At 69.3% G+C, this 25,477-nt stretch carries 26 protein-coding genes; 13 read left to right on the top strand and 13 right to left on the bottom strand.

The genetic code is table 11. The features are described from left to right. The first annotated feature begins 300 nt into the window (after positions 1-300). The 3 genes from ACYSUO_RS15145 to ACYSUO_RS15135 all read left to right on the top strand — a co-directional run bounded on the left by ACYSUO_RS15145 (position 301) and on the right by ACYSUO_RS15135 (position 3,716). Positions 301-1,413 carry a LacI family DNA-binding transcriptional regulator gene (locus ACYSUO_RS15145; RefSeq protein ID WP_461776609.1) on the top strand — a complete coding sequence of 371 codons (1,113 nt, stop codon included), beginning with the start codon at positions 301-303 and terminating at the stop codon, positions 1,411-1,413. Positions 1,414-1,632: 219 nt separating this feature from the next. Continuing rightward, positions 1,633-2,709, top strand: a complete 1,077-nt coding sequence (locus tag ACYSUO_RS15140; protein ID WP_461776608.1) for a metallophosphoesterase — start codon at positions 1,633-1,635, stop codon at positions 2,707-2,709. Positions 2,710-2,891: 182 nt separating this feature from the next. Beyond that, on the top strand, positions 2,892-3,716 hold the full coding sequence (locus ACYSUO_RS15135) for a hypothetical protein (protein ID WP_461776607.1): 825 nt from the start codon (positions 2,892-2,894) through the stop codon (positions 3,714-3,716). A gap of 70 nt (positions 3,717-3,786) precedes the next feature. Here ACYSUO_RS15135 and thiC read toward each other — a convergent pair whose 3' ends face one another. After that, positions 3,787-5,562, bottom strand: a complete 1,776-nt coding sequence (thiC, locus tag ACYSUO_RS15130; RefSeq protein ID WP_461776606.1) for a phosphomethylpyrimidine synthase ThiC — start codon at positions 5,560-5,562, stop codon at positions 3,787-3,789. A gap of 234 nt (positions 5,563-5,796) precedes the next feature. Between thiC and ACYSUO_RS15125 the strand changes: the two genes are divergently transcribed. Beyond that, positions 5,797-7,155, top strand: a complete 1,359-nt coding sequence (locus ACYSUO_RS15125) for a YibE/F family protein (protein WP_461776605.1) — start codon at positions 5,797-5,799, stop codon at positions 7,153-7,155. Between the two features lie 67 nt (positions 7,156-7,222). Here ACYSUO_RS15125 and ACYSUO_RS15120 read toward each other — a convergent pair whose 3' ends face one another. The 4 genes from ACYSUO_RS15120 to ACYSUO_RS15105 all read right to left on the bottom strand — a co-directional run bounded on the left by ACYSUO_RS15120 (position 7,223) and on the right by ACYSUO_RS15105 (position 9,510). Next, on the bottom strand, positions 7,223-7,687 hold the full coding sequence (locus ACYSUO_RS15120; protein WP_385758954.1) for an SsgA family sporulation/cell division regulator: 465 nt from the start codon (positions 7,685-7,687) through the stop codon (positions 7,223-7,225). Positions 7,688-7,787: 100 nt separating this feature from the next. Then, entirely contained in the window at positions 7,788-8,567 is a 780-nt protein-coding gene (locus tag ACYSUO_RS15115) for an IclR family transcriptional regulator (RefSeq protein ID WP_461776604.1), read from the bottom strand. Positions 8,568-8,754: 187 nt separating this feature from the next. Continuing rightward, positions 8,755-8,970 (bottom strand): DUF5326 family protein, encoded by a 216-nt coding sequence (locus ACYSUO_RS15110; protein WP_266718729.1) that lies wholly within the window; start codon positions 8,968-8,970, stop codon positions 8,755-8,757. A gap of 222 nt (positions 8,971-9,192) precedes the next feature. Next, a complete protein-coding gene (locus ACYSUO_RS15105) occupies positions 9,193-9,510 on the bottom strand; it encodes a cupin domain-containing protein (protein WP_461776603.1) in 318 nt (105 codons plus the stop codon). Between the two features lie 48 nt (positions 9,511-9,558). On the opposite strand from ACYSUO_RS15105, the gene ACYSUO_RS15100 reads away from it, so the two are divergent. The 5 genes from ACYSUO_RS15100 (at position 9,559) to ACYSUO_RS15080 (ending at position 13,291) form a co-directional block, all read left to right on the top strand. Continuing rightward, positions 9,559-9,939 (top strand): phage holin family protein, encoded by a 381-nt coding sequence (locus ACYSUO_RS15100; RefSeq protein WP_426902706.1) that lies wholly within the window; start codon positions 9,559-9,561, stop codon positions 9,937-9,939. 12 nt (positions 9,940-9,951) lie between these two features. After that, positions 9,952-10,446: a low molecular weight protein-tyrosine-phosphatase gene (locus ACYSUO_RS15095; RefSeq protein ID WP_461776602.1), complete on the top strand. Its 495-nt coding sequence runs from the start codon at positions 9,952-9,954 to the stop codon at positions 10,444-10,446. After that, complete coding sequence (locus tag ACYSUO_RS15090; RefSeq protein ID WP_461776601.1) at positions 10,443-11,621, top strand: cystathionine gamma-lyase; 1,179 nt, start codon at positions 10,443-10,445, stop codon at positions 11,619-11,621. Before ACYSUO_RS15095 ends, ACYSUO_RS15090 begins: the two co-directional genes overlap by 4 nt. Before the next feature lie 222 nt (positions 11,622-11,843). Continuing rightward, the gene (locus ACYSUO_RS15085) at positions 11,844-12,749 is read left to right on the top strand and encodes a LysR family transcriptional regulator (protein ID WP_266712042.1); all 906 of its coding nucleotides are present in this window, start codon (positions 11,844-11,846) and stop codon (positions 12,747-12,749) included. Positions 12,750-12,808: 59 nt separating this feature from the next. Continuing rightward, positions 12,809-13,291, top strand: a complete 483-nt coding sequence (locus ACYSUO_RS15080) for an NUDIX domain-containing protein (protein WP_426902710.1) — start codon at positions 12,809-12,811, stop codon at positions 13,289-13,291. A 36-nt stretch (positions 13,292-13,327) separates the two neighbouring features. Here ACYSUO_RS15080 and ACYSUO_RS15075 read toward each other — a convergent pair whose 3' ends face one another. Next, on the bottom strand, positions 13,328-14,704 hold the full coding sequence (locus tag ACYSUO_RS15075) for a globin domain-containing protein (RefSeq protein WP_461776600.1): 1,377 nt from the start codon (positions 14,702-14,704) through the stop codon (positions 13,328-13,330). A 576-nt stretch (positions 14,705-15,280) separates the two neighbouring features. Here ACYSUO_RS15075 and ACYSUO_RS15070 point away from each other — a divergent pair. Further along, positions 15,281-16,165 carry a GNAT family N-acetyltransferase gene (locus tag ACYSUO_RS15070; RefSeq protein ID WP_461776598.1) on the top strand — a complete coding sequence of 295 codons (885 nt, stop codon included), beginning with the start codon at positions 15,281-15,283 and terminating at the stop codon, positions 16,163-16,165. 67 nt (positions 16,166-16,232) lie between these two features. On the opposite strand, the gene ACYSUO_RS15065 is transcribed toward ACYSUO_RS15070, so the two are convergent. Together ACYSUO_RS15065 and ACYSUO_RS15060 are read right to left on the bottom strand one after the other, a co-directional pair. Continuing rightward, the gene (locus tag ACYSUO_RS15065; protein WP_385758982.1) at positions 16,233-16,652 is read right to left on the bottom strand and encodes a GlcG/HbpS family heme-binding protein; all 420 of its coding nucleotides are present in this window, start codon (positions 16,650-16,652) and stop codon (positions 16,233-16,235) included. A gap of 80 nt (positions 16,653-16,732) precedes the next feature. Next, positions 16,733-17,938 carry an MFS transporter gene (locus ACYSUO_RS15060; RefSeq protein WP_461776597.1) on the bottom strand — a complete coding sequence of 402 codons (1,206 nt, stop codon included), beginning with the start codon at positions 17,936-17,938 and terminating at the stop codon, positions 16,733-16,735. 142 nt (positions 17,939-18,080) lie between these two features. On the opposite strand from ACYSUO_RS15060, the gene ACYSUO_RS15055 reads away from it, so the two are divergent. Further along, positions 18,081-18,539 (top strand): MarR family winged helix-turn-helix transcriptional regulator, encoded by a 459-nt coding sequence (locus ACYSUO_RS15055; RefSeq protein WP_461776596.1) that lies wholly within the window; start codon positions 18,081-18,083, stop codon positions 18,537-18,539. A 44-nt stretch (positions 18,540-18,583) separates the two neighbouring features. Continuing rightward, entirely contained in the window at positions 18,584-19,036 is a 453-nt protein-coding gene (locus ACYSUO_RS15050) for a GNAT family N-acetyltransferase (RefSeq protein WP_461776595.1), read from the top strand. Between the two features lie 126 nt (positions 19,037-19,162). Here ACYSUO_RS15050 and ACYSUO_RS15045 read toward each other — a convergent pair whose 3' ends face one another. Then, positions 19,163-20,545, bottom strand: a complete 1,383-nt coding sequence (locus ACYSUO_RS15045) for a serine hydrolase domain-containing protein (RefSeq protein ID WP_461776594.1) — start codon at positions 20,543-20,545, stop codon at positions 19,163-19,165. A 100-nt stretch (positions 20,546-20,645) separates the two neighbouring features. Then, positions 20,646-22,124: a replicative DNA helicase gene (dnaB, locus tag ACYSUO_RS15040; RefSeq protein WP_461776593.1), complete on the bottom strand. Its 1,479-nt coding sequence runs from the start codon at positions 22,122-22,124 to the stop codon at positions 20,646-20,648. Between the two features lie 459 nt (positions 22,125-22,583). Between dnaB and ACYSUO_RS15035 the strand changes: the two genes are divergently transcribed. Continuing rightward, entirely contained in the window at positions 22,584-23,921 is a 1,338-nt protein-coding gene (locus tag ACYSUO_RS15035) for an MATE family efflux transporter (RefSeq protein WP_461776592.1), read from the top strand. A gap of 139 nt (positions 23,922-24,060) precedes the next feature. Here the strand turns inward: ACYSUO_RS15035 and rplI are convergent, their stop codons facing one another. The 3 genes from rplI to ACYSUO_RS15020 all read right to left on the bottom strand — a co-directional run bounded on the left by rplI (position 24,061) and on the right by ACYSUO_RS15020 (position 25,437). Then, positions 24,061-24,507, bottom strand: a complete 447-nt coding sequence (gene rplI, locus ACYSUO_RS15030) for a 50S ribosomal protein L9 (protein WP_426902717.1) — start codon at positions 24,505-24,507, stop codon at positions 24,061-24,063. Positions 24,508-24,525: 18 nt separating this feature from the next. Next, the gene (gene rpsR / locus ACYSUO_RS15025) at positions 24,526-24,762 is read right to left on the bottom strand and encodes a 30S ribosomal protein S18 (protein ID WP_003949403.1); all 237 of its coding nucleotides are present in this window, start codon (positions 24,760-24,762) and stop codon (positions 24,526-24,528) included. Between the two features lie 63 nt (positions 24,763-24,825). Further along, a complete protein-coding gene (locus tag ACYSUO_RS15020; RefSeq protein WP_266712018.1) occupies positions 24,826-25,437 on the bottom strand; it encodes a single-stranded DNA-binding protein in 612 nt (203 codons plus the stop codon). Between the last annotated feature and the right edge of the window lie 40 nt (positions 25,438-25,477).

Here is a 25,477-nt window from a genome sequence, read left to right as displayed (position 1 = left end):
GGCCCGGGTCCCGGCCCCTCCGCAAGGCGTGCGGAGAGGGGGGAGCGCCCTTCGCCCTGGCGCGCGCCGGTGGCTCGCGCCGTGGCGCGCATCACCCGTGAAGGTGAGTTGAGACCTACTCGCAACATCGCCGACTTGGCAGGCCCCTGGGTGACGACGAACGAAGTGCCATACCCTGAACCTTCAACTCCCTTTTATTTAAAGGTTGATGATGGGTCATCACCTTGCAGAAACGTGCCTGTCAACGCCTGCATATGCGCCCCCACCATGCAGCCGAATGAGCCCTACTATCGGCTCGCCATGACAGCAGCAGGGAAGCACCAGGTGAGCCGGGCAGAGACGACCCGCAGGGGCACCCGGCCGAGCCGGGCAGGCATCAGAGACGTTGCCGCAGCCGCCGGGGTCTCGATCACGACCGTGTCCGATGCGCTCAACGGTAAGGGCCGGCTCCCGGACGCCACCCGACGCCACGTCCGCGAAGTCGCCGATCGGTTGGGCTATCGCCCCTCCGCGGCCGCTCGCACGCTCCGTACCGGGAAATCGGGCCTCATCGGCCTGACCGTGACGACGTACGGGGATGAACCTTTCACCTTCACAGAATTCGCGTACTTCGCCGAGATGGCGCGCGCCGCCACCTCCGCCGCGCTCGCCCGCGGGTACGCCCTCGTCATCCTGCCCGCCACCTCACGCCATGACGTGTGGTCGAACGTCGCCCTCGACGGCACCGTCGTCATCGACCCCTCCGACCATGATCCGGTCGTCACCGAGCTGGTCCGTCAGGGCCTGCCCGTCGTCTCCGACGGACGTCCCGCGGGCACCCTGCCCGTGACCGCCTGGGTCGACAACGACCACGAGGCCGCCGTGCTCGGCATCCTCGACCATCTCGCCGAGTCCGGCGCCCGCCGTATCGGCCTGCTGACCGGCACCACCACCGACACGTACACACACCTCTCCACCTCGGCGTATCTGCGCTGGTGCGAGCGGATCGGACAGGAACCGGTCTACGAGTCGTACCCCGCGCACGACCCGTGCGCGGGCGCCGTCGCCGCCGACCGGCTGCTCGCCCGGCCCGACCGCCCCGACGCGGTCTACGGCCTCTTCGATCCCAACGGCACCGATCTGCTCGCCGCCGCCCGCCGCTACGGGCTGCGGGTCCCGGACGACCTGCTGCTGGTGTGCTGCAGCGAGTCGATGGTCTACGCGAACACGGAACCGCCCATCACCACCCTCTCGCTCAAACCGCGGCGGATCGGGACGTCCGTCGTGCAGCTCCTCATCGACGCCATCGAAGGGGTCGATTCCGACCAGCCGGTCGAGCAGGTGATGCCGACCGAACTCATCGTGCGGACCTCGTCCCAGCGACGCCCGCACCGCACCACGGTCAGCCCTCCCCGGTCTCCGGGACAGGGCTGACCGCCCCCGCCCGCCCCCTCCACCGACTCCTCCGAAGAGAAAAGTCCACACCAATTCGGGAGAAATGCACGGCGATCAGCCGCCCGTCACCGATTCACCACCCCTGGTGCATCACACAGCGCGAGCCGCATTCCTATGATGGGCGCACGACACCGCGGGCCGCTGCGACCAGGCAGTCCGATACGGTGCACAGGCGGCGCAATGGTGGTGGAGGGGTCGATGACTCAGGGGGCCGGTCCGGGATCCGCAGCGGAGACGGAGACGCTGCGCGACTTCCGTGTTCCCGCGTACGTCCATGACGTACCGGCGAACGTGCAGCCGACGGACCCCGACGTCCCCGCGCCCGGCGCAGAGAATCCCGAGGTCCTTCCCGAGGGGTACACGCCGACCGAGCGCGACCTGCCGGTCATCAACCGGGGCGACACCGTCCAGGTCGAGGTGGCGCAGCCCGCGCCCACGGGGGACGAGGGCCTCGGCCCGCTGTTCGTCGTCGGCGATGTGCACGGCTACCTCGACGAGCTGCTCGCCGCGCTCCGTGAGAAGGGCCTGATCGACGCGGAGGGCAACTGGGCGGCGGGCACCGCGCGCCTGTGGTTCCTCGGCGACTTCACCGATCGCGGGCCCGACGGGATCGGCGTCATCGACCTCGTCATGCGGCTGTCCGCCGAGGCGGCGGCCGCGGGCGGCTACTGCAAGGCGCTCATGGGCAACCACGAGCTGCTGCTGCTCGGCGCGAAGCGGTTCGGCGACACGCCCGTGAACTCCGGGGCGGGCACCGCCACGTTCCAGGCGGCCTGGTTGCTCAACGGCGGGCAGAAGGCCGACATGGACCGCCTCCAGGACGTACATCTGCAGTGGATGTCCCGGCTCGACGCGATCGAGATCGAGGACGACCATCTGCTCACGCACTCCGACACCACCGCGTATCTCGACTACGGCGACTCCATCGAGGCCGTCAACGACACGGTGCGCGAGACCCTCACGCGCAATGACGCGGACGAGTGCTGGGACCTGTTCCGCAAGTTCACCAAGCGGTTCGCGTTCAAGGACGAGGAATCGGGGCCCAGCGCCGCGCGGCAGCTCCTCGACGCCTTCGGCGGCTCGCGCATCGTGCACGGCCACAGCCCGATCCCGTACCTGCTCGGCGAGGTCGGTGGTGAGGACGGGGACAGCGAGGACAGCAGGCCCCCCGTCGAGGGCCCGCACGTGTACGCGAACGGGCTGGCCATCGCCATGGACGGCGGCGTCACCATGGCCGGAAAGCTGCTCGTCCAGCAACTCCCCATGGATGTCTGAGACTTCGCGGGGCAGGCGCGAAAGCGGAGGATCCGACCGGCCGCAGGGCCAATTTCCGGAAACCCCCTGTCACCGCGTGCCGTGACAGCTCTACCATCGGCTTATCCGTAGCAGGCTCCCCTCCGTTTCTGCCCGACGGCTCGCACCCATGCGGGCCACCAAGCCCTACGGAGCATCGGGGGATGCACATGAACAGCGCTCCGCATTTGCTGAACGAGGACCGCCCCGAGTTCGAGCGGATCCTCGATGACGCGCTGCGTACCGCACCGAATAGGCCTGAACTCGCCGCTGTGGGCCAGCGGCTCAACCCCGAGCAGCTGCGCACCATGGCGCTCGGCGCCGCCGCACTGATCAACACGGCGGCCGCCGACGAGTACCAGCGCTACGTCAAGGTCCGCGAGGAACTGCGCTCCACGCCGCGGCTCCTGCGTCCGCTACGAGAAGGAGGCAAATCCAGCGGGGAGAGCACGGGACCCGGCGTCGCCGTGGTCGCCGTCGTGCTCGCCCCTGTCCTCGCCGGGACCGCAGCCGTGATCTTTCTGCTCGTCGGCTACATCCTGAGCATGCTCAACCCGGTGCCGGGCCTCGCCAGGACCCTGCGCACCTTCGGCTGGGTATTCGGCGTGATCGCCGCGGCAAGCATTTTCGTCGCGGCCGTCTGCCTGCTGCTCGCGGCCTTGCGCAATGGATCGACATCGCTCCAGGCGAGCGCGCACGGCGAGGCGAGCGAGGAAGTGAAGCAGGCCAGGGAAGCCTGGCGCGTCGCGCTCCTGGACCGGGGCATCCTGCCGTTCCTGCGGGACGCCCTTGCGGATCCCTCGGCGGGCGGCGGCTCGCCCCTCGGGGGCCGCGGCGGCTCCGGCGGGCGCATGCCACAACTCGGCTACAACAGGCCGGGGTTCAGCAGCCCCGACGGCGGCGGCACGGCCACGGGCCAGCGTGCAGGCTATTCGAGCCCGGACTTCTCCAGCCCGGACTTCGGCGGCCCGGACCACCAGCCGGACTGATCCTCCGGCGGCACCGGACCGTGACCGACGACGAGGCCCCTCGCGCACGAGGGGCCCCACCGTCATGCCGTCAGTCGGCGATCGGCAGATACACGCGGTTGCCGGCCTGTGCGAACTCCTTGGACTTCTGCTCCATGCCCTCCGCGATCTCCGAGGATGTGGTGCCGTGTTCCCGCCGGATGTCCTGCGAGATCTTCATCGAGCAGAACTTCGGCCCGCACATCGAGCAGAAGTGTGCCGTCTTCGCGGGCTCCGCAGGCAGCGTCTCGTCGTGGAACTCCCGTGCCGTGTCCGGGTCGAGGGCCAGGTTGAACTGGTCCTCCCAGCGGAACTCGAAGCGGGCGTCGGAGAGCGCGTCGTCCCAGGCCTGCGCGTCCGGATGCCCCTTGGCGAGGTCCGCCGCGTGCGCCGCGATCTTGTACGTGATGACGCCGGTCTTCACGTCGTCGCGGTTGGGCAGGCCCAGGTGCTCCTTCGGCGTGACGTAGCAGAGCATCGCCGTGCCCCACCAGGCGATCATCGCGGCGCCGATCCCGGACGTGATGTGGTCGTACGCCGGGGCGACATCGGTGGTCAGCGGGCCGAGCGTGTAGAACGGCGCCTCCTCGCAGATCTCCTGCTGGAGGTCGATGTTCTCCTTGATCTTGTGCATCGGGACGTGCCCCGGGCCCTCGATCATGGTCTGCACGTTGTGCCGCTTGGCGATCGAGTTCAGCTCGCCGAGCGTCCGGAGCTCCGCGAACTGCGCCTCGTCGTTGGCGTCCGCGATGGAGCCGGGGCGCAGGCCGTCGCCGAGCGAGTACGTGACGTCGTACGCCGCGAGGATCTCGCAGAGCTCCTCGAAGTGCTCATAGAGGAAGCTCTCCTTGTGGTGCGCGAGGCACCACGCGGCCATGATCGAGCCTCCGCGGGAGACGATGCCGGTCTTGCGGTCTGCGGTCATCGGGACGAACGGGAGGCGGACGCCCGCGTGGACCGTCATGTAGTCCACGCCCTGCTCGGCCTGCTCGATGACCGTGTCCTTGTAGATCTCCCAGGTCAGTTCCTCGGCCTTGCCGTCGACCTTTTCGAGCGCCTGGTAGAGCGGCACGGTGCCGATCGGGACGGGGGAGTTGCGCAGCACCCATTCACGCGTGGTGTGAATGTTGCGGCCGGTGGAGAGGTCCATGACCGTGTCGGCGCCCCACTTGGTCGCCCAGGTCATCTTGTCCACCTCCTCCTCGATGGAGCTCGTCACGGCCGAGTTGCCGATATTGGCGTTGACCTTCACCAGGAACCGCTTGCCGATGATCATCGGCTCGATCTCCGGGTGGTTGACGTTCGCGGGCAGCACGGCCCGGCCCGCCGCGATCTCCTCGCGCACGACCTCCGGCGCGACGTTCTCCCGGATGGCCACGTACTCCATCTCCGGGGTGATCTCCCCCCGGCGTGCGTACGCGAGTTGGGTCACGGCCTGTCCGTCCCGGCCGCGGCGCGGCTGGCGCGGGCGGCCGGGGAAGACCGCGTCGAGGTTGCGGAGGCCGCCGCGCGGCGAGGTGTGCTTGACGCCGTCGTCCTCGGGGCGGACGGGGCGGCCCGCGTACTCCTCGGTGTCGCCGCGAGCGATGATCCAGTTCTCCCGCAGCGGCGCGAGACCGCGGCGGACATCGGTGTCGACGGTCGGGTCGGTGTACGGACCTGAGGTGTCGTACAGCGTCACCGACTGCCCATTGGTGAGGTGCACTTGACGGACCGGCACCTGGAGGTCGGGGCGCGAGCCCCTGATGTACCCCTTGTGCCAGCCGATGGACCGGCCGGCCTCCTCGGTCGAGCTGGAGGCAGGCGTGTGCGCGTCCGTTGTGGTCATGAGACCTACTCCCTACGCCGGCATTACCCGGTAACAGGTTCAGCGGTCGACGCAGCCGTATCCGTCCCTGGTCGCGCAGCTCCACGCTGTTTCACGTGAAACGCGCTGGGACGAAGGTCAGCGCCCTCTCAGCCCGGTGCTCCGAGCTCCCGCGATGGCAAAAGCGCCTCCACGCTAACGTGACGTACGCCGCGTTGACCAGAGGGCCCCCTCCGTTCTTGCGATGATCTGGCGGTGACCACCAGACAGCAGCCCCCAGCTCCGCCGTCCCACCCGCCGCACGGGCACTCCCACAGCCACGGCCCAGCGGCTCCTGTCTCGCGACACCTGCGCAAGGTGATCGCGGCCGTCCTGATCCCGTTCTCGGTCGCGGTCGTCGTGGGCCTCGCGGTGCTCTGGCCGGGCGGCGCACCGCCGCACGAGCGCAGCGGTGTCGGCTTCGACCGCCAGACGCAGCAGGCCACGGTCACCCGGGTCGAGAAGGTCGACTGCTCGTCCGTGCACGCCCAGGGCCAGAGCCCGACCGGGGACCCCACGGCGCAGCAGGGCACCACAGGCGAACAGAAGACCAGTGGCACCTGCGAGAACGCGACGATCCGGATCGACGGCGGCAAGGACAAGGGCCGCACGTTCACCGAGGTCGTCCAGCCGGATTCACCCCGGCAGCTGCACGAGGGCCAGAAGGTGATCGCCGCCTACGCGCCGGACGCACCGAAGGAGCTGCAGTACTCGGTCACCGACGTGAACCGCAAGGTTCCGATGGTGCTGCTGGCCGGAATCTTCGCCCTGGCCGTGGTCGTGGTGGGCCGGATGCGCGGCGTCATGGCACTGGTCGCGCTCGCGATCAGCTTTCTGGTGCTGACGTTCTTCATCCTGCCCGCGATTCTGCAGGGGTCGAACCCCCTGGTCGTCGCGGTGGTCGGAGCCAGCGCGATCATGCTGATCGCGCTCTACATGTGTCACGGCCTGACGGCCAGAACCTCCGTCGCCGTGCTCGGCACCCTCGTATCGCTGCTGCTGATCGGCCTGTTGGGCTCGCTGTTCATCGGCTGGGCGGCCCTGACGGGCAACACCGACGACAACACGGGACTGATCCACGGCCTGTACCCGGACATCGACATGAGCGGTCTGCTGCTCGCCGGCGTCATCATCGGCTCGCTCGGTGTGCTCGACGACGTGACGGTCACGCAGACCTCCGCCGTGTGGGAGCTGCACGAGGCGAACCCGACGCTGGGCCGGCGCGCCCTGTACCGGGCGGCGATCCGCATCGGCCGCGACCACATCGCGTCCGTCGTCAACACGCTCGTCCTGGCCTATGCGGGCGCCGCGCTGCCGCTGCTGCTGCTCTTCTCGATCGCGCAGAGCAGCGTCGCCGACGTGGCCAACAGCGAGCTGGTGGCCGAGGAGATCGTGCGTACGCTGGTCGGCTCGATCGGCCTCGTCGCCTCGGTGCCGGTGACCACCGTCCTGGCCGCGCTCGTGGTCTCCGCCGACCGCCCGGACACACGGGACGACCGTCCGGAGACACGGGAGCCCGCGAAGGCCGCTCCCGCTCCTGGACGCGGTGGCGGAGGTCGGCGGCGTAAACGCTGAAGGGCGCGGAACTGCTCGGGTGCACCGCGCTGCTGAAGCGTTACGTCGTTGTACGGGTGATGGGGAGTCAGCCCGCGCTCTGCTCCTCGGCGAGGATCCGGTCGAGAGCCTCGTCGAGATCGGACTCGAAGTCCGCGCCCGTCTCCTCCTGGCCCAGCGGGACGAGCTTGTCCGTCCGGTCGAGGAACGCGACGAGCGGTGCGACCCCGGCCCGGAACAGGGCCTGGTCCGCCCCGACCTGGAGCCTGATGTGCACCTCTCCCGGCATCTCGCCGACGGCGCCACCCACCCGCTCCACCGGTGTGACCTGTACATCCCCTTCGCCACTGGCCCCGTTGACCCCGTCGACGAGGAGCTCCCTACCGAACGCCCAGGTCACAGGCGCGTCTCCGGGGAGATGGAAGGTCAGCCGCACGGCGTACGGATCGGTGGACTCGTACCGGAGCTCCACCGGAATGCGGAACGAGAGCTCCTCGGAGACGAGGAAGCTCATCATGACCTCTGCTTGGACTGCCTGTACGGACTCGCGCATCGCCTACCCCGTCAACTTGCCGTCGATTGGCCAGGAATCATCTCCCTGACACTGCTGGCATCTTGCTCAACGTACACACAGGATCACAAGGAGTGAGTTTTCAAATGCTGATAGAGAAGGCGAGTGTTCCTACCAGCCTGCCGATCTCGTGCTGCAACCGACGGGCTGTGGGCAGCAGTTTCTCCGCCTGATGGGTAGGGAGAGAAATGGCCAAGGTTGCCGCGGTCGAGCCGATCGTCACGGGGAACGCGGCACAGGCAGTGCCCAGCGCGTACTCCTGACGCTCGACGACCGGTTCCATGCGGCCCAACCGGCTCAGCTTCCGTAGCAGAGCGCGGTCGTCACGGACCGAATACGGAGTGATCGACTGCGCGGGGTAGCGGTCGAGGTGGTCCTTGCGGGCCTCCTCGTCGAGCTGGGAGAGCAGACACTGGCCGATGGCGTGGGCATGGCCGGTCTCCCGGAAGTCGGCCCACTCCTCGACGGCCGGATTGGCCGGGGTGTCGGCGACGGCGACGAGCTCGATCTCGCCGTCCCGGTAGACCGCGAAATAGACCGGGACGCCGATGGTGTCGCGCCAGTGCCGCAGCGCATCGGTGATCATGCTGCGACGATTCTGCTGTGCTCCGCTGCTGCTCAAACGCTCGGCGGCGTCACCGAAAACAAAGACGCCGTTCTCCCGGCGGAGATATCCCTCGTGAGCCAGCGTGCGCAACAAGTGGTACGCGGTGGGAAGGGCGAGGCCGGCTTCCCGCGCGAGCTGCTTGGCCGGCGCCCCGTCGTCATGGGAAGCGACCGCCTCGAGCAGTCGCATGGCCCGCTGTACGGAGCCGATGAGCGTCTGCGGGGCGGCGGCGGGTGCGGTATCGACCGTGGCCAAGGTTCACTCCCGATGCGCGTGGGGAACCCCCGCGTGTTCGAGGCTCGCAGGGGGCTAAAGCCATCGAATTCCGGACTCTAACCCTTGGCCACCGATTGGCGCCTGCCGCGCAAGGAAACTTCCCCCGGTCGTGCGAAAGGTCGCGCGTCGCAACGACCGGGATCCGCACACAAGTGCGTGCCCGGCATCACCAGTCGCGGCTCCGCGACGACGAACCGACCATGAACTTCCGCACTACGTAGATGAGTCCACCCACCAGAGCGGCGAACACGAGCACCTTGAACAGCAGGCCGATCACAAAACCGACCACGCTCGCGATCAGACCACCGAACACGACGATGGCGATGACCGGCACCGCGACCCACTTCACCCACCACGGCATGTCCGCGAATATTTCTCGCACTGCCATCGCTCTCCTCCGTTGTCTCTTCGATGCTTCTGCTTGGATGTCGATGCTTCTGCTCGGATGCTTCTGCTTCGAATGTTCCGGTTCGACGTTCCACTTCGACGTTCTGCTTCGATGCTGGCACGTCGAAGGCCCGTGCGGGCCCTTCCGATCCCTTGTCCTCCCCTGACCCGCCCCCTAGGGAACCCCGAGGTGGGGCCCGTCCCACGGGCCGACCCGTCAGCCCTCCGGAGGCGAGAAGACGACGAGAACGCGCAGGTCCTCACTGATGTGGTGGAACTTGTGCGCGACACCGGCCGGCACGTACACGACGCTGCCCCGGCCGACCTGAGTGGTCTCCATGCCGACCGTGATCGAACCGCGGCCGCTGACCACGAGGTAGACCTCGTCCTGCTGGTGCGGCTGCTGCGGGTCCTGTGTGCCCGCGTCGAGCGCGTACAGCCCGACGGACACATTGCGCTCCCGAAGGAACTGCAGATACGCCCCGTCGTTGGCGGCTCTCTCCGCCTCCAGCTCGTCCAACCGGAACGCCTTCATCAGCCTCGCCCACCCCTGTCACCGATCATGTCTGCAACGATCAGACACATGATGAATTTCCTCGTCAAGACGATCGCCAACGCGGGCGCCCTGGCCGTCGCCGTCTGGGTGCTCGACAAGATCACCCTCACCGGCGACAGCACCGGCAAGAAGATCGGCACGCTGATCCTCGTCGCCCTCATCTTCGGCCTGGTCAACGTGATCGTGAAGCCGATCGTAAAGCTGCTGACCTTCCCGCTGTTCATCCTCACGCTCGGCCTGATCACGCTGATCGTGAACGCCCTGATGCTGCTGCTGACCTCGTGGCTGGCCGACCAGGTGGACCTGAGCTTCCACGTCGACGGCCTCTGGACCGCGATCCTCGGTGGCCTGATCGTGTCGATCGTCTCCTGGGCGCTGAACGTCGTGCTGCCCGACGGCAAGGACTGAGAGCGGCCGAGGATGACCTACCGCGTCTGTTTCGTCTGCACCGGCAACATCTGCCGCTCTCCCATGGCCGAGCACGTCTTCCGCGCCCGCGTCGAGGAGGCGGGGCTCGACGGCCTCGTCGAGGTCGACAGCGCGGGCACGGACGGCTGGCACGAGGGCGACGGCGCCGACCCGCGCACCGTCCTCGTCCTCACCGAGAACGGCTACGACTCCGAGCACACGGCCCGCCGGTTCCACCAAGACTGGTTCGCCCGCCTCGACCTGGTCGTCGCCCTCGACCACGGCCATCTGCGCACCCTGCGCCGCCTCGCGTCGACGCCCGAGGACGCCGAGAAGGTGCGCCTGCTGCGTTCCTACGATGCCGGGGCCGACGCCTCGGACCTGGACGTCCCCGATCCGTACTACGGCGGTCTGGGCGGCTTCGAGGAGTGCCTGAAGATGGTCGAGGCGGCCTCGGACGGCCTTCTCGTATCCGTGCGCGAAGCAGTGGGAGGACGGGACGCATGACGGAGCCCTCGGCACAGGAGCCGGGAACGGAGCCCTCGGCGCAGAAGCCGTCGGCTCAGGAGCCCGGAGACGGCACGCGGGCGGTCCGGGCGGGTCTGCCCGAGCCGGTCAAGAACGAACCGACCCTGCCGGGGCCGGTGTTCGCCGCACACTTCCATCTGCCCGGCGATGTGTCGGGGCCCTATGCGTACGGCCGCGACGAGAATCCGACCTGGACGCATCTCGAGCGCGCCATCAGCGAGTTGGAGGCTCCGGGGCGCTCCGGCGTGGAGACGCTGGCCTTCGCCTCCGGCATGGCGGCGATCTCCGCGGTTCTCTTCTCGCAGCTGCGCGCCGGCGACGCGGTGGTCCTGCCGGCCGACGGCTACCAGGTCTTCCCGCTCGTCCGCGAGCAGCTCACGGCGTACGGGATCGAGGTGCGCACCGCGCCGACCGGTGGTGACGCGCAGCTCGACGTGCTCGACGGGGCACGCCTGTTGTGGCTGGAGACGCCGTCCAACCCGGGCCTCGACGTCTGTGACATCCGGCGCCTCGCCGACGCCGCCCACGCGCGCGGGGCGCTCGTCGCCGTGGACAACACGCTCGCGACGCCGCTCGGGCAGCGCCCGCTGGAGCTCGGCGCGGACTTCGCGGTGGCCAGCGGCACCAAGCAGCTCACGGGCCACGGCGACCTTCTGCTCGGCTACGTCGCGTGCGCCGACGCCGAGTTGATCGCCTCGGTGAAGCGGTGGCGCAAGATCGTCGGAGCGATTCCGGGGCCGATGGAGGCCTGGCTCGCGCACCGGTCCCTCGCCACGCTCGAGCTGCGCGCCGAGCGGCAGAGCGCCAACGCACTGGCCGTGGCGCAGGCGCTGCTGGGACGCGAGGACGTCGCCGGGGTGCGTCATCCTGGTCTGCCCGGTGACCCGTCCCATGACGTCGCCGCAGGTCAGATGCGGCGGTTCGGCTGTGTGGTCGCCTTCGAGCTGTCCTCGCGCGCCCGGGCCGAGCGGTTCCTGGAAGCCTTGACCCTGGTGGACGACGCGACGAGTTTCGGCGGCGTACGGTCCACTGCCGAGCGGCGCGGGCGCTGGGGCGGGGACGCCGTCACCGAGGGCTTCATCCGCTTCTCGGCGGGCGCCGAGAACACCGAGGACCTGGTGGCGGACGTGCTGCGGGCGCTGGACGAGGCCTGATACCGGTACTGAAGCCGGGCGGTTGCTAGTACCGCGCTACGTACAACGGACGGTCCGAGCCTCCCCCCTCGTGGCTCGGACCGTCCCGGTTCTCACGCGCGAAGAACCGCGCGAACAAGGCTAGTTGACTCTGTGTCAGTGTCCAATCACGGTAGCGACAGAGACCTATCGACTTATTTATAGTTGGGCGCGCCCGGAGGTTGGGGAGGGAGGCGTGCCGCGATGGATCTCGCGTTGCTGCGCACCTTTGTGACGGTGCATCGCGCCGGTTCGTTCACGCGAGCCGCCGCGCTGCTCGGCCTGTCCCAGCCGGCGGTCACCTCCCAGATACGCACGCTGGAGCGGCAGTTGGGGCGCCCGCTCTTCCTGCGCCAGGCGCGCGGCGTGACGGCCACGACGATCGCCGACGAGCTGGCCCACAAGGCGGCTCCGCATCTCGACGCCCTCGTGGAGATCGCCGAGGCCGGGCTCGGCGAGGAGTCCGCCGTGCGCACCCTGCACCTGGCGGGGCCTCCGGAGTTCACCGCGGAGCGCGCCCTGCCCGCGCTGACGGCCCTGACCCGGGACGACGGGCAGAGCATCGCGTTACGGACGAGCTTCGGCACGGCCGAGGAAACCCTGGAGGGGCTCGCCGCGGGACATCACGATCTGGCCATCGCGACGGCCCGTCCGCGCGGCGCCCTGCACACGGCGACTCCGCTCTGCGACGAGGAGCATGTGCTGGCCGCCGCTCCGCGCCTGGCCGCCCGGATCGGGCGCGGCATGCTGCACCGCGACGCGGCGCCATCCCTGGAGAAGTTCCCGGTGGTCGAGGTGCACGAGTCGTTGCCCCTGGTCAGCCGCTACTGGGCCGCCGTCTTCGACTCCCGGCCCGCTGTTTCCGCCACGGTCGTCGTGCCCGATCTGCGCGCGGTACTCGCCTGTGTGATCGCGGGAGCCGGCCTCGCCGTCCTGCCGCGCTATCTCTGCGAGGAGAACCTGGAGCGCGGGGAGATCGTCGCCCTGCTCGACCCGCCCGTACCGCCGCTGCGTACGTATTTCCTGGTGGTTCGCACCGGCACACTAGCCATGCCGCACATCGCGCGGGCGCATGAGTGGCTGCTGCGCGCTGCCGTCGACTGGTCATGATCGGGACGCCGAGCGATACGGGATGTTTCACGTGGAACCAGCCGGGCCACATTTCTCCCATGACCGTCCGACCCGTGGTCAAGCGCACCGCACGCGCCGTCCTGCTGGATGGCGACAACCTGATCCTGATCAAGCGGACCAAGCCCGGCGTCGATCCGTACTGGGTGACTCCCGGTGGCGGGGTCGAGCCGGAGGACACGACCGTCGTGGACGCCCTCCACCGCGAGGTGCACGAGGAACTCGGCGCCAAGATCGTCGACGTGGTGCCCTGCTTCGTGGACACCGTCGAGCACATCGGCGAGGACGGCGGCGCGACCGGCGTGAAGGTCCAGCACTTCTTCGTCTGCCGACTGGAGTCGATGGACACCGCCGAGCGGCACGGGCCCGAGGTCGAGGACCCGTGCGGCAGCTACGAGATCGTGCGGGTGCCGTTCACCCGCGTCGGCATCGCCTCGGTCCATCTGGTGCCGCTCTCGCTGCGTCACTACCTGGACGGCAACATCGAGGGTGTACGAGCGATGCACGCGCCCGATCTGGGCTGACGCCTGGCTGTAACGGGCTTTGGCGGCGGGCGGGGCTCAGTCCGCCGCCGCGACCAGGTCCTCGACCGAGTCGTGCCGGATGCGGCTGCCGGGGATGCCGATGCGCCTCAGGGTGTCGATGCTGCTGCGGATCATGCCGGGCGGCCCCGAGAGATACGCGTCGTACTCGTTCCAGGGGCCGTACTCCCGTACCGCGTCCGGCAGCTGGAGGTGGGCCTGCTGGTCGACGATGGGGCGCACCGAGAGCCACGGGTGGCTCTGTGAGAGGCGCAGCATCGTGTCGATGTCGTACAGATCGTGGTTGGTGCGGGCGCCGTAGAACACCTCGACCGAGCGCTGGTGCCCATGCTCGGCCACGTCCTCGACGAGCGCCTTGATGGGCGCGATGCCGGTGCCGCCGCCCAGGCAGAGCAGCCCGCTGTCGGTGGTGTGGTCGACGGTCATGGAGCCGGCGGGCGGGCCGAGGCGCAGCACGTCTCCGGGACGGGCCCGGTGCACCAGGGCGTTGGAGACCCAGCCCGCCGGGACCGCCTTCACGTGGAACGAGAGCAGTCCGTCGGAGCGGGGCGCGGACGCGAACGAGTAGTGCCGCCAGATCCGCGGCCACCAGGGCGTCTCCAGCGTCGTGTACTGCCCGGCCAGGAACGGGTAGGGCTGATCGGGCCGCACGGTCACCACGGCGATGTCGGGCGTGCGCAGATCGTGCGAGACGACCTCGACCATCCACCAGGCCGGGGACTTCAGTTCGTCCTCGGCCGCCGCGTCGATCATGACCTGGGAGATCGTCGTGTACGTGCGGACCCAGGCGGCCTCGGTCTCCGCGTTCCACGTGGTCGTGGCGTACTGGGTGAGCGCGGCGATCAGGCACTCGCCGACAGCCGGGTAGTGGTCGGCCTGCGTGCCGTACTTGCGGTGACCGCGCCCCAGGTTCTTCAGGTACGCCACCAGGACGTCCTTGTTGTCGATGTGCTCGGCGGCGGTCAGCAGCGCCTTGAGGAGCCGGTCGCGCTGGGTGTCCATCGCCGCGGGGAAGAGCGGGCGCAGTTCGGGATGGCGCACGAAGAGCAGCGCGTAGAAGTACGAGGTGACCCTGTCCGCGACGGGACCGATCTCGTCCATCGTGCGGCGGACCAGGATCGCGTCGGGGGAAGCCTGCGCGGGAGCGGGGCGCGCGGGGGCCGCCAGGGGGCCGGGCGTCTCGGCGGCGCGCGGCGGGGCGGGCTGCTGTGCCTGCTGCGCGGGCGGCGCCTGACGCGGCTCCGGTATTCGGTGCTCCTCCTGCGTCGCCTCCTGGCCGGAACCGGTGGTGGGCGGCTGCGGGGCCGGGGCCGTGCGCGGCGTGAACCAGCCGCCCCCACCGTCCGAACCGTCAGAACCGGAACCGGCCGACGGCGTAGTGGTCGGAGCGTCCATGCTGTGCCTCGCCTCGAACATATTTCGGTCGGTCAACGTACTCCCGAGCTGTTCCCCGCCCGGAAACTGTGGGCTTTCCCCCGCGCCTCGACAACAATGCAGTCCACATTGAACACTGCATTCCGGACGGCTACTGACAAGTAAGGCAAGAGTGTGACATTGTCCGCAGTCCCCTCATCGCAGCATGCCACCCGGTGTCATTGCCCAGAACGCAAAGCGGAAAGTGCAGGTCTTCGATCTCTCCGTCCCGTTAGGCTGCGTGGGCCTGCGCGCACCACGGGCTTCCCCTCGGCCTTCTTCGGCCACCCGGTGCGATCCGGACCCGACGATACCGGCCGCCGCGAAGTCGACAACCCCCTACCGGCATAACTGCGGATTAAGCGAACCTCGGCCACTTCGTAAATTCGTCAATTACCGGTCTCGGTGCGCCAATTCGCGCGTCCGGCGCCGTCGAGCGCGGGCGAGAGCCGCCGCCGGCGCCATGTTTCACGTGAAACTCCCGCGTGACCGAAAGCCTCGGGGCACTCTCCACAAAGCGGTGGACGCCACGGGGCGAAGTCCGACAGCCTGACCTGCGTGCCGACACCTTCCCTCTCCGACCTGCCCATCCGTCGCCTCACCCCGCGCGATGTCCTCGCGTGCGCCGACCTGTCCGAGAACCGGGGCTGGCCCCGTGAGGAACACAAGTGGCGGCTCCTGCTCTCCGCCGGTACCGGCTACGGCATCGACGACCCCGACGGCGGTCTCGTCAGCGCCTGCGTAGTGACCGATTACGGCCCCCGGGAGCAACCCGAACTCAGCGCGATCGGCATGGTCCTGGTCGCCGAACAGCACGCACGACAGGGCATCGGCAGGCGCCTGATGCGCCACATCGTCGAGCGGGCGGGCACGACACCGCTCACCCTCCACGCGACGCCGTACGGGCGCCCGCTCTACGAGGAGTTGGGCTTCAAGGTGACCGGGCGGGCCGAGATGGTGCGCGGCCGATTCGCCGCGGGCGGGCCCCTGCCCGATGTCACCACCCGCGCGGCCACGGCGGAGGACCTCACGGCGATCCTCCGCCTGGACGCGGAGGTCTTCGGCCCGGACCGCACGCATGTCATCACGCGACTTCCGGCTTTCGCGGACCAGTTGCGAGTGGCGGTGGACGGTGAGGGCGGTGGGCGCGGTGGCGGGCTCATCGGCTTCGCGGCCGCCTGGCCCAACGAGCACACCCACGTCGTCGGCCCCCTCGTCGCCCGTGACACGACGACGGCGCAGGCCCTCGTGGCCTCGCTCGCGGCGGGCACGGACCGGCCGCTGCGCACCGACGTCGACGTGCGCCATGAGGAGCTGCTGGTGTGGCTCAAGGACCGCGGGCTCGAGGCCGTCGGCCTCAACGCGGTGATGAACTACGGGGCTTCGGACCTGCCCGGCGACTGGACCCGCCGTTTCGCACCGCTGACCGTGGCCGCGGGCTGACACACGTCCGCCCCAAGTACCGCAGTGCTGCGGCGACTTGGGGCGGACGAGTGGTGTTTCTCTGCGACTACGCGAGGGCCTCGACGGCCGCGGTGGCGAAGCCGTGGTCCTGCTCGGGCGCGCCGCCACCGACACCGATGGCACCGATGAGCCGGCCGTCGCGGTGGACCGGCAGGCCGCCGGCGATGAACAGCAGCGGTCGGTCCAGCGCGGTGGGCAGGGTGTGGAAGGGTCCCTCGGGCTTGACCAGGTCCACGAGGTCGGCGGTGGGGGCGTTCAGCTGGAGCGCGGTGTACGCCTTGCGCGTGCTGGTCTCGCCGGAGATGAGGACGGCGCGGTCGTCGCGACGGAAGGCCAGGAGGTGCCCGCCGGCGTCGAGGACGGTGACGCTGACGGTGACTCCGGCCGCCTCGGCGGCGAGACGAGCGGCGGAGACCAGGGTCTCGGCGTCCTGCGTGCTGAGCGGGGTGACAGCGGTGGTGCTCATGAGGTGGTGCTCCTTGCGGGGTGGTGCTGAGAGGGGCTGTGGGGCGGGGGCGTCGTCGGCCCCGTCGACCGGGGTGCTGGTCAGTGGTGGGCCGGCTCGGTGCACGGCTGCTCGGCGGCCGCGACGATCGGGCTCGGAGCGGACGAGCGGCGCTCGAGGGTCGCGGACAGCACGGCCAGGACGAGGGCTCCCGCGGCGAGCACGGCGCCGACCCAGTTCGGGGAGGTGTAGCCGAGGCCCGCGGCGATCACCATGCCGCCGAGCCAGGCAGAGAGGGCGTTGCCGAGGTTGAAGGCGCCGATGTTGACGGCCGAGGCGAGCGTCGGGGCGCCGGAGGCCTGGTCGAGGACGCGCTTCTGCAGCGGCGGCACTGTCGCGAAGCCGAACGCGCCGATCAGCACGATGGAGATCGCGGACAGCACCTGGTTGTGCGCGGTGACCGTGAACAGGGCGAGCACGAGGGCGAGCGCGCCCAGCGACACGTACAGCATGGGCATCAGGGCGCGGTCGGCGAACTTTCCACCGATGAGGTTGCCGGCGACCATGCCGAGGCCGAAGAGGACCATGAGCCAGGTGACGGAGCCGTCCGCGAAGCCGGCGACGTGCGTCATCATCGGCGCGATGTAGGTGATGGCCGCGAAGACGCCGCCGAAGCCGAGCACGGTCATCGCCATGGCGAGCACGACCTGCACGTTCTTGAACGCGGCCAGCTCGTGACGCAGCCGTACGCCCTCCGGCTTGGGCAGGTCGGGCACGAGCTTGGCGATACCGGCGAGACCGATGACGCCGAGCGCCGCGACGACCGTGAACGTCACGCGCCAGCCGACCGACTGGCCGATGAACGTGCCGAGCGGGACACCGACCACGTTGGCGACGGTCAGGCCCGTGAACATCATGGCGATCGCTCCGGCCTTCTTCTCCGGTGCCACCAGCTCGGCCGCGACGACCGAGCCGATGCCGAAGAACGCGCCGTGGGCGAGCGAGGCGACCACGCGGCCGATCAGCATGACGGCGAAGACGGGCGCGACGGCGGACAGCAGGTTGCCGACGATGAAGAAGCCGAGCAGCAGCATCAGCATGCGCTTGCGCGGGATGCGCGTGCCCAGGGCGGTCATCAGCGGGGCGCCGAACATCACTCCGAGCGCGTAGCCGGTCACCAGATAGCCGGCCGTGGGGATGGAGACGCCGAAGTCACCCGCGACCTCCGGGAGCAATCCCATGATCACGAATTCCGTGGTTCCGATACCGAACGCCCCGATCGCGAGGGCGAGAAGCGCGAGAGGCATGGAGGGACCCCTTCCAGACTGTTGCGGGTGCGCTTTACGAGACCTCACAATAATTGCAGACGCTGGTTAATTGCAAACGCGGGCAACCCCGAACATCGACTACCCTGGGCTGAGCCGCTCCGGGACGGAGGAACCACGAGCCATGACCGCTACAGACCCCGCACTGACCGCCCTCTCGCAGGGCTGGTGCGCGCTTTCGCTGTTGCACGGGAAGATCGAGTCCCACATCGAGCGCGCGCTGCAGACCCACCACGGGCTGAGCGTGCGCGAGTATTCGCTGCTTGACGTCCTCAGCCGCCAGCACGACGGGGAGGGCGGCCACCTCCAGATGAAGCAGGTGGCCGACGCCGTCGTCCTGAGCCAGAGCGCGACCACGCGCCTGGTCACGCGGCTCGAGGAGCGCGGCCTGCTCTCCCGCTACCTGTGCCCGACCGACCGTCGGGGCATCTACACAAACGTCTCCGAAGCCGGGTTCACCCTGCTCGAAGAGGCCCGCCCCACGAACTCCGCGGCGCTGCGGGAAGCCCTCGACACCGCGGCCGAGAACCCGGATCTGGCCCCTCTGGTCAAGGCGGTCGAGGGGCTGCACACCGTCGCCTGACCGGGCCGAGCACGGTCGGCGGGGGCCCACATAGGCTGCGGCCCATGGGAGACCTTGAGATCAGGCCGGCCGCGGCCGAGGACATTCCGGAGATTGTCGCCATGCTGGCGGACGACCCGCTGGGCGCCCAGCGGGAGTCACCGGAGGACCTCACGCCGTATCTTGCCGCGCACGCACGCCTGACGGCCGACGCGAATCAGCACCTCGTCGTCGCCGTGCGCGAGGGCCGCGTCGTCGGCACGCTGCAACTCAGCATCATCCCCGGGCTCTCCCGGAAGGGCTCCACCCGCTCGATCATCGAGGCCGTCCGCATCCACGCGGACGAGCGTGGCAGTGGCCTCGGCACGCAGCTCATCGAGTGGGCCATCGACGAGTCCCGGCGCCAACAGTGCCAGTTGGTGCAGCTGACCTCCGATGCCACGCGCACCGACGCCCACCGCTTCTACGAGCGGCTCGGCTTCGTGGGCTCACACATGGGATTCAAGCTGCAGCTGTGATCGGGGCCAGGATCGGGACCGGGGTGTCGATCGGTCGGCTGTTTCACGTGAAACAGCCGGTTCGTGAAACAGCCGGTTCGTGAAACAACCGATTCACGTGAAACAGCCGACCGACAGAGCCGCGCATCACCGCGGAATGCCCCGCCACCCCTCCGGATCCACCCCGCCAGGAACCGGCCCGTCCGCCGGGTACGGCTCCCGCGTGAAGACGAAGGAACCGAGGTCGAGGTGGCTCACCGCCCCGTCGTCCCGCCGGACGGCCCGGAGCAGTTCTCCCGCGTAGTAGCCGTCGAGCCCGGTCCAGGTGCCGTCCCCGTTCGACCGGAACCGGGAGCGTCGCCCGCCCTCGGCCGCCGGCCCCATCTCCACTGCGCCGTCGGCCGCCAGGCGCAGCACCACGGCCTGTGTCCCCCAGTACCAGGGCCCCACCAGCTCCAGTTCGGACGCCTTCACCTCGGGGAGCGGCCGCCACGGCTCGGGCAACCTCGGCTCGGCCTCGGCGACGGTCGCCAACAGCTCGGCGGCCAGCGTCGCCACGGGCAGCCCCGTCGTGCAGTTGGCGAGAGCGACCGCCACGAGGCCCTCTTCCTCGCACAGCCACAGCCCCGCCACGAACCCCGGCAGCGAGCCGGTGTGTCCGGCCAAGGTGAGGCCGCCACCCCGCACCACCTGCATGCCGAGCCCGTACGAGGTCTCCCAGTCGCCGGGCAGCGTCGGCGCGGCGGGGGTCCGCAGCTCCCGGACGGAGTCCGCACTCAGCACCCGGTCGTCTCCGACCGTGAGGAAGGACGCGAAGACGGCCAAGTCCCGTGTGGTGGACCACAGTTGACCGGCAGGGGCCATCAGGCCCAGGTCCTCGCTCGGCTCCGGAAGCAGCACATCTGCGTACGGGTGCACGGCCCAGCCTCCGGCGGCCGGGTGCTGCGGTTGGACGCTGGTGCGGGTCAGCCCCAGCGGTTCGAGGATCTCCTCGCGCAGGGCCTCCTCCCAGGACACCCCGCGCACCGCCTCGACCAGGGCGCCCAGGAGCGTATAGCCGGGGTTGGAGTAGTGGTGGCGACGGCCGACGGGGTGCCGGAAGGGCTGCTCGCCGAGGACGTCTTCCAAGGTCGGACGCCGGCTCGCGGGGCTCCGCTCCCACCATTCCCCCGGAGTCTCGGCCGCCAACCCGCCGGTGTGGGCGAGCAGTTCGGCGATGGTGACCGTGCCGGCGGCGGTGCCGGACAGATGCTTCTCCAGCGGGTCCGTCAGGTCGATCAGCCCTTCGTCGCGCAGCCGTAGCACCAGCACGGCCGTGAACGTCTTGGTGATCGAGCCGATCCGGTACTGCACGTGCTCGTCCGGCCCGTGCCCGTCCACCGAGGTACGCGATCCGGTCCACACCAGCTCACCGTCCCGCGCGACCGCGGCCACGAGTGAGGGCGCCCGCCCCTCGCTCTGGGCCACGGCGAGGCGGTGGAGGAGGGCGCGACGCGTGGTGGGCAACAGCTCTTCCGGGGATGTCGTCATGGGCCCAGTCCATCCCGGCCGACGATCGCCGTCGAGCGGTTTTCACCGGAGGCTGATCTTCTCCGGACCGGCCGGGGTGCTCGCCCTGCCCGTCTCCCGATCAGGTCTGTGCCATGTCCACGAAGCGCGAGTAGTGGCCCTGGAAGGCGACGGTGATCGTGGCCGTCGGACCGTTACGGTGCTTGCCGACGATGATGTCCGCCTCGCCCGCGCGCGGGGACTCCTTCTCGTACGCGTCCTCACGGTGCAGAAGGATGACCATGTCGGCGTCCTGCTCGATGGAGCCGGACTCACGCAGGTCGGAGACCATCGGCTTCTTGTCCGTGCGCTGCTCGGGGCCACGGTTCAGCTGGGAGAGCGCGATCACCGGCAGCTCCAGCTCCTTGGCCAGCAGCTTCAGGTTTCGGGACATGTCCGAGACCTCCTGCTGACGGCTCTCGGAACGCTTCGAGCCACCGGCCTGCATCAGCTGCAGATAGTCGATGATCACGAGCTTGATGTCGTTGCGCTGCTTGAGCCGGCGGCACTTCGCGCGGATCTCCATCATCGACAGGTTCGGGGAGTCGTCGATGTACAGCGGCGCGGCCGAGACCTCGGGCATCCGGCGCGCGAGCCGCGTCCAGTCCTCGTCCGTCATCGTGCCGGAGCGCATGTGGTGCAGGGCCACGCGCGCCTCGGCCGACAGCAGACGCATCGCGATCTCGTTGCGCCCCATTTCGAGGGAGAAGATGACGCTGGGCAGGTTGTTCTTGATCGACGCGGCGCGCGCGAAGTCCAGTGCCAGCGTGGACTTACCCATGGCGGGGCGGGCCGCGATGACGATCATCTGGCCCGGGTGCAGACCGTTGGTGAGCGAGTCGAAGTCGGTGAAGCCGGTCGGCACACCGGTCATCTCGCCGCTGCGCGAACCGATCGCCTCGATCTCGTCGAGCGCGCCCTCCATGATGTCGCCGAGCGGGAGGTAGTCCTCGCTGGTGCGCTGCTCGGTGACCGCGTAGACCTCGGCCTGCGCCCTGTTGACGATCTCGTCGACGTCGTCGTCGCCCGCGTATCCCATCTGCGTGATCCGCGTGCCCGCCTCGACGAGACGGCGCAGCACGGCGCGCTCGTGGACGATCTCCGCGTAGTACTCGGCGTTCGCCGCCGTCGGGACCGTCTGCACGAGGGTGTGCAGATACGATGCGCCACCGACCTTGTTGATCTCGCCGCGCTTGGTCAGCTCCGCGGCGATGGTGATCGGGTCGGCGGGCTCACCCTTGGCGTAGACGTCGAGGACCGCCTGGAAGATCGTTTCGTGGGCCGGCTTGTAGAAGTCGGCCCCCTTGATGACCTCCACGACGTCGGCGATCGCGTCCTTCGACAGGAGCATGCCACCGAGCACGGACTGCTCGGCCTCCAGATCCTGCGGCGGGACGCGCTCGAAGGTGGCAGGACCCTCGTCCCAGCCGCCGCCCTCGCTGCCCCGCTCGTGCTGATCGCCCTGGCCTCGGCCACCGCCCCGGAACGGCCGGGAAGCGGGAAGGCGATCACTGGGACCGTCGTCGGCCCAGGGGTCGTCCAATGGCTCGGAGATACTCACCGGGCCGCCTCCTCCCGTCCGCCGAGCGGACCTCGCCGTACCCCTCATTCCTACGGCACGACACTGACAAATAAGCGGCCCAACTCCGCTTCTGACGCGTCGGATTTGTGAGGTTTCCGAGGTCGCGGGACACGGTGGGCGCCGCACCACGGTAGGCCTGTCTGCACCGTCAGCCAATCTGGTTATCCACAGGCGGTGTGGATGACGGGCCCCTCGCTGTGGAGAACCGGGGAAAACCTGTGCACGAGGCGGTGGACAGGCCTGTGAACAAGCCCTCAGGCTATTCCATACACAGGCTCTGACCTGCTGTTTTCCCGTCCACCGGCTGTGCAGAAGAAAAACTTTCCCAGTCGGCCCAAGATCTTCATCACCCCCGCCGCGCGACACGCGGAAGACCTCCACAAGTAAGGGTCACTCTCGCATTGCATCTCTTACCTGTGGAAGATTAGATTGGTGCCCATGACACAGGCTCCCGCGACACCCAAGGCTGCCCGACGCCGGCACGACCGAGAGATCGTCGCCCTCGCCGTTCCCGCCTTTGGCGCACTCGTCGCCGAGCCCCTTTTCCTCATGGCCGACAGCGCCATCGTCGGCCATCTCGGCACCTCACAGCTCGCCGGACTTGCCGTCGCCTCGGCCCTGCTGCAGACCGCGGTCAGCATCTTCGTCTTCCTCGCCTACGCGACCACCGCCGCGGTTGCCCGCCGCGTCGGCTCCGGCGATCTGAAGTCCGCCATCCAACAGGGCATGGACGGCATCTGGCTCGCCCTGTTCCTCGGAGCCGTGGTGGTCGCGGTCGCCCTGCCCACGGCCCCGGCGCTGGTCGAGCTCTTCGGCGCTTCCGACACGGCGACGCCCTACGCGATCACCTACCTGCGCATCTCCTCGCTCGGCATTCCCCCGATGCTCATCGTCCTCGCGGCCACCGGTGTCCTGCGCGGGCTGCAGAACACCAAGACCCCTCTCTATGTGGCGGTCGCCGGCTTCGTCGCCAACGCCGGACTGAACGTCGCGCTCGTCTACGGCGCCGGTCTGGGCATCGCGGGTTCGGCCTGGGGCACCGTCATCGCCCAGGTCGGCATGGCCGCCGTCTACCTCGTCGTCGTGGTCCGCGGCGCCCGCCGTCACGGGGCTTCACTGCGTCCGGACGCCGCCGGCATCAGGGCCTGCGCTCAGGCAGGCGCGCCTCTCCTCGTCCGTACGATCTCGCTCCGGGCGATCCTGATGATCGCGACGGCCGTCGCCGCCCGGCTCGGTGACGCCGATGTGGCCGCGCACCAGATCATCCTGTCGCTGTGGAGCCTGACGGCCTTCGCCCTCGACGCCATCGCCATCGCCGGTCAGGCGATCATCGGCCGCTACCTCGGAGCGGACGACGCTCCGGGCGCGCGGGCCGTCTGCCGACGGATGGTGGAGTGGGGGATCGCCGCGGGAGTCGTCCTCGGCGTACTGATCGTCGTCGCCAGGCCACTGTTCGTCCCGCTGTTCACGAGCGACCAGCTCGTGCAGGACGCCGCCCTGCCCGCCCTCATCGTCGTGGCCCTGGCCCAGCCCATTTGCGGGATCGTCTATGTCCTGGATGGTGTCCTCATGGGCGCGGGCGACGGGCCGTATCTGGCCTGGGCCATGCTGGTCACCTTCGCCATCTTCACGCCAGTGGCGCTCCTGGTCCCCGTCCTCGGCGGTGGCCTCACCGCGGTATGGGGCGCGATGGCGCTGATGATGGCGGTGCGCATGATCACGCTCTGGATCCGCTACCGCTCGGGACGCTGGGCCGTGACGGGCGCGACGCGCTGACTCCAAGCAACTCCTGTTTCACGTGAAACCGTGCAGCAGCGGCTGCGCTGTTTCACGTGAAACGCGGAGAGCAAGCATGTGGGGCCGCCCCCCGAAGGGTGCGGCCCCACATGTGCTTCAGCGCTGCTCAGGGCAGTGCTCAGGCAGAGACGACCTCGATGTTGACCTTGGCGGCAACCTCGGGGTGCAGACGCACGGAGGCCTCGTGGCCACCGAGCGACTTGATCGGCGAGCCCAGCTCGACACGGCGCTTGTCGACCTTCGGGCCACCGGCAGCCTCGATCGCCGAAGCGACGTCGGCCGGGGTGACGGAACCGAAGAGACGACCGGCGTCGCCGGAGCGGACGGCCAGACGGACCGCGGTGCCCTCGAGCTTGGCCTTGATCTCGTTGGCCTGCTCGATGGTGGCGATCTCGTGGATCTTGCGGGCGCGGCGGATCTGCGCCACGTCCTGCTCGCCACCCTTGGTCCAGCGGATCGCGAACTTCCGCGGGATCAGGTAGTTACGGGCGTACCCGTCCTTGACGTCGACGACCTCGCCGGCGGTGCCGAGGCCGGAGACCTCGTGGGTCAGGATGATCTTCATGTTTCGGTCACCCTTTCCTTATCGCGCGGTGGACGTGTAGGGCAGCAGCGCCATCTCACGGCTGTTCTTCACGGCCGTGGCGACGTCACGCTGGTGCTGCGTGCAGTTGCCGGTCACGCGGCGGGCACGGATCTTGCCGCGGTCGGAAATGAACTTCCGCAGCATGTTCGTGTCCTTGTAGTCCACGTACGTGACCTTGTCCTTGCAGAAAGCGCAGACCTTCTTCTTAGGCTTGCGCACAGGCGGCTTCGCCATGGTGTTTCTCCTGTGTGATCAAGAAGTGTGGGGTGCGAACCCAGCCCTGAAAGGGAGTGATCCCTAGAAGGGGGGTTCGTCCGAGTAGCCGCCGCCGGAGCCGCCGGAGCTTCCGCCCCAGCCGCCACCGCCGCCGCCCTGCTGGCCGCCGCCGGCCGGCGCACCGGTCGCCCAGGGGTCGTTGGCCGGGGCTCCGCCCTGGCCACCTCCCTGACCGCCCTGCTGGCCGCCGGGGCCGCCGCCCCAGCCGCCACCGCCGCCGCCCTGCTGGCCGCCGCCGAATCCGCCGCCGCCACCCTGGCCACCACGACCGGGGGTCTTGGTGACCTTGGCGGTGGCGTAGCGCAGCGAGGGGCCGATCTCGTCGACCTCGAGCTCCACGACCGTCCGCTTCTCGCCCTGCTGGGTCTCGTACGAACGCTGCCGCAGACGTCCCTGAGCGACGACGCGCATACCGCGCGTCAGCGACTCGGCGACGTTCTCCGCGGCCTGACGCCAGATCGACGCGCGGAGGAACAGCGCATCGCCGTCCTTCCACTCATTGGTCTGGCGGTCGAACGTCCGGGGCGTCGACGCGATCGTGAAGTTCGCGACGGCCGCACCGGACGGGGTGAAGCGCAGCTCGGGGTCGTCGGTCAGGTTTCCGACGACGGTGATAACGGTCTCGCCTGCCATGGGGGAACCTCTCGGCGGGTTTGCTGCTGGCTGCTTGCTG

It is taken from the genome of Streptomyces sp. UC4497, assembly GCF_054871485.1.
The sequence above is the reverse complement of the archived record's forward strand: the minus strand, read 5'-3'. Positions and strand labels throughout refer to the sequence as shown.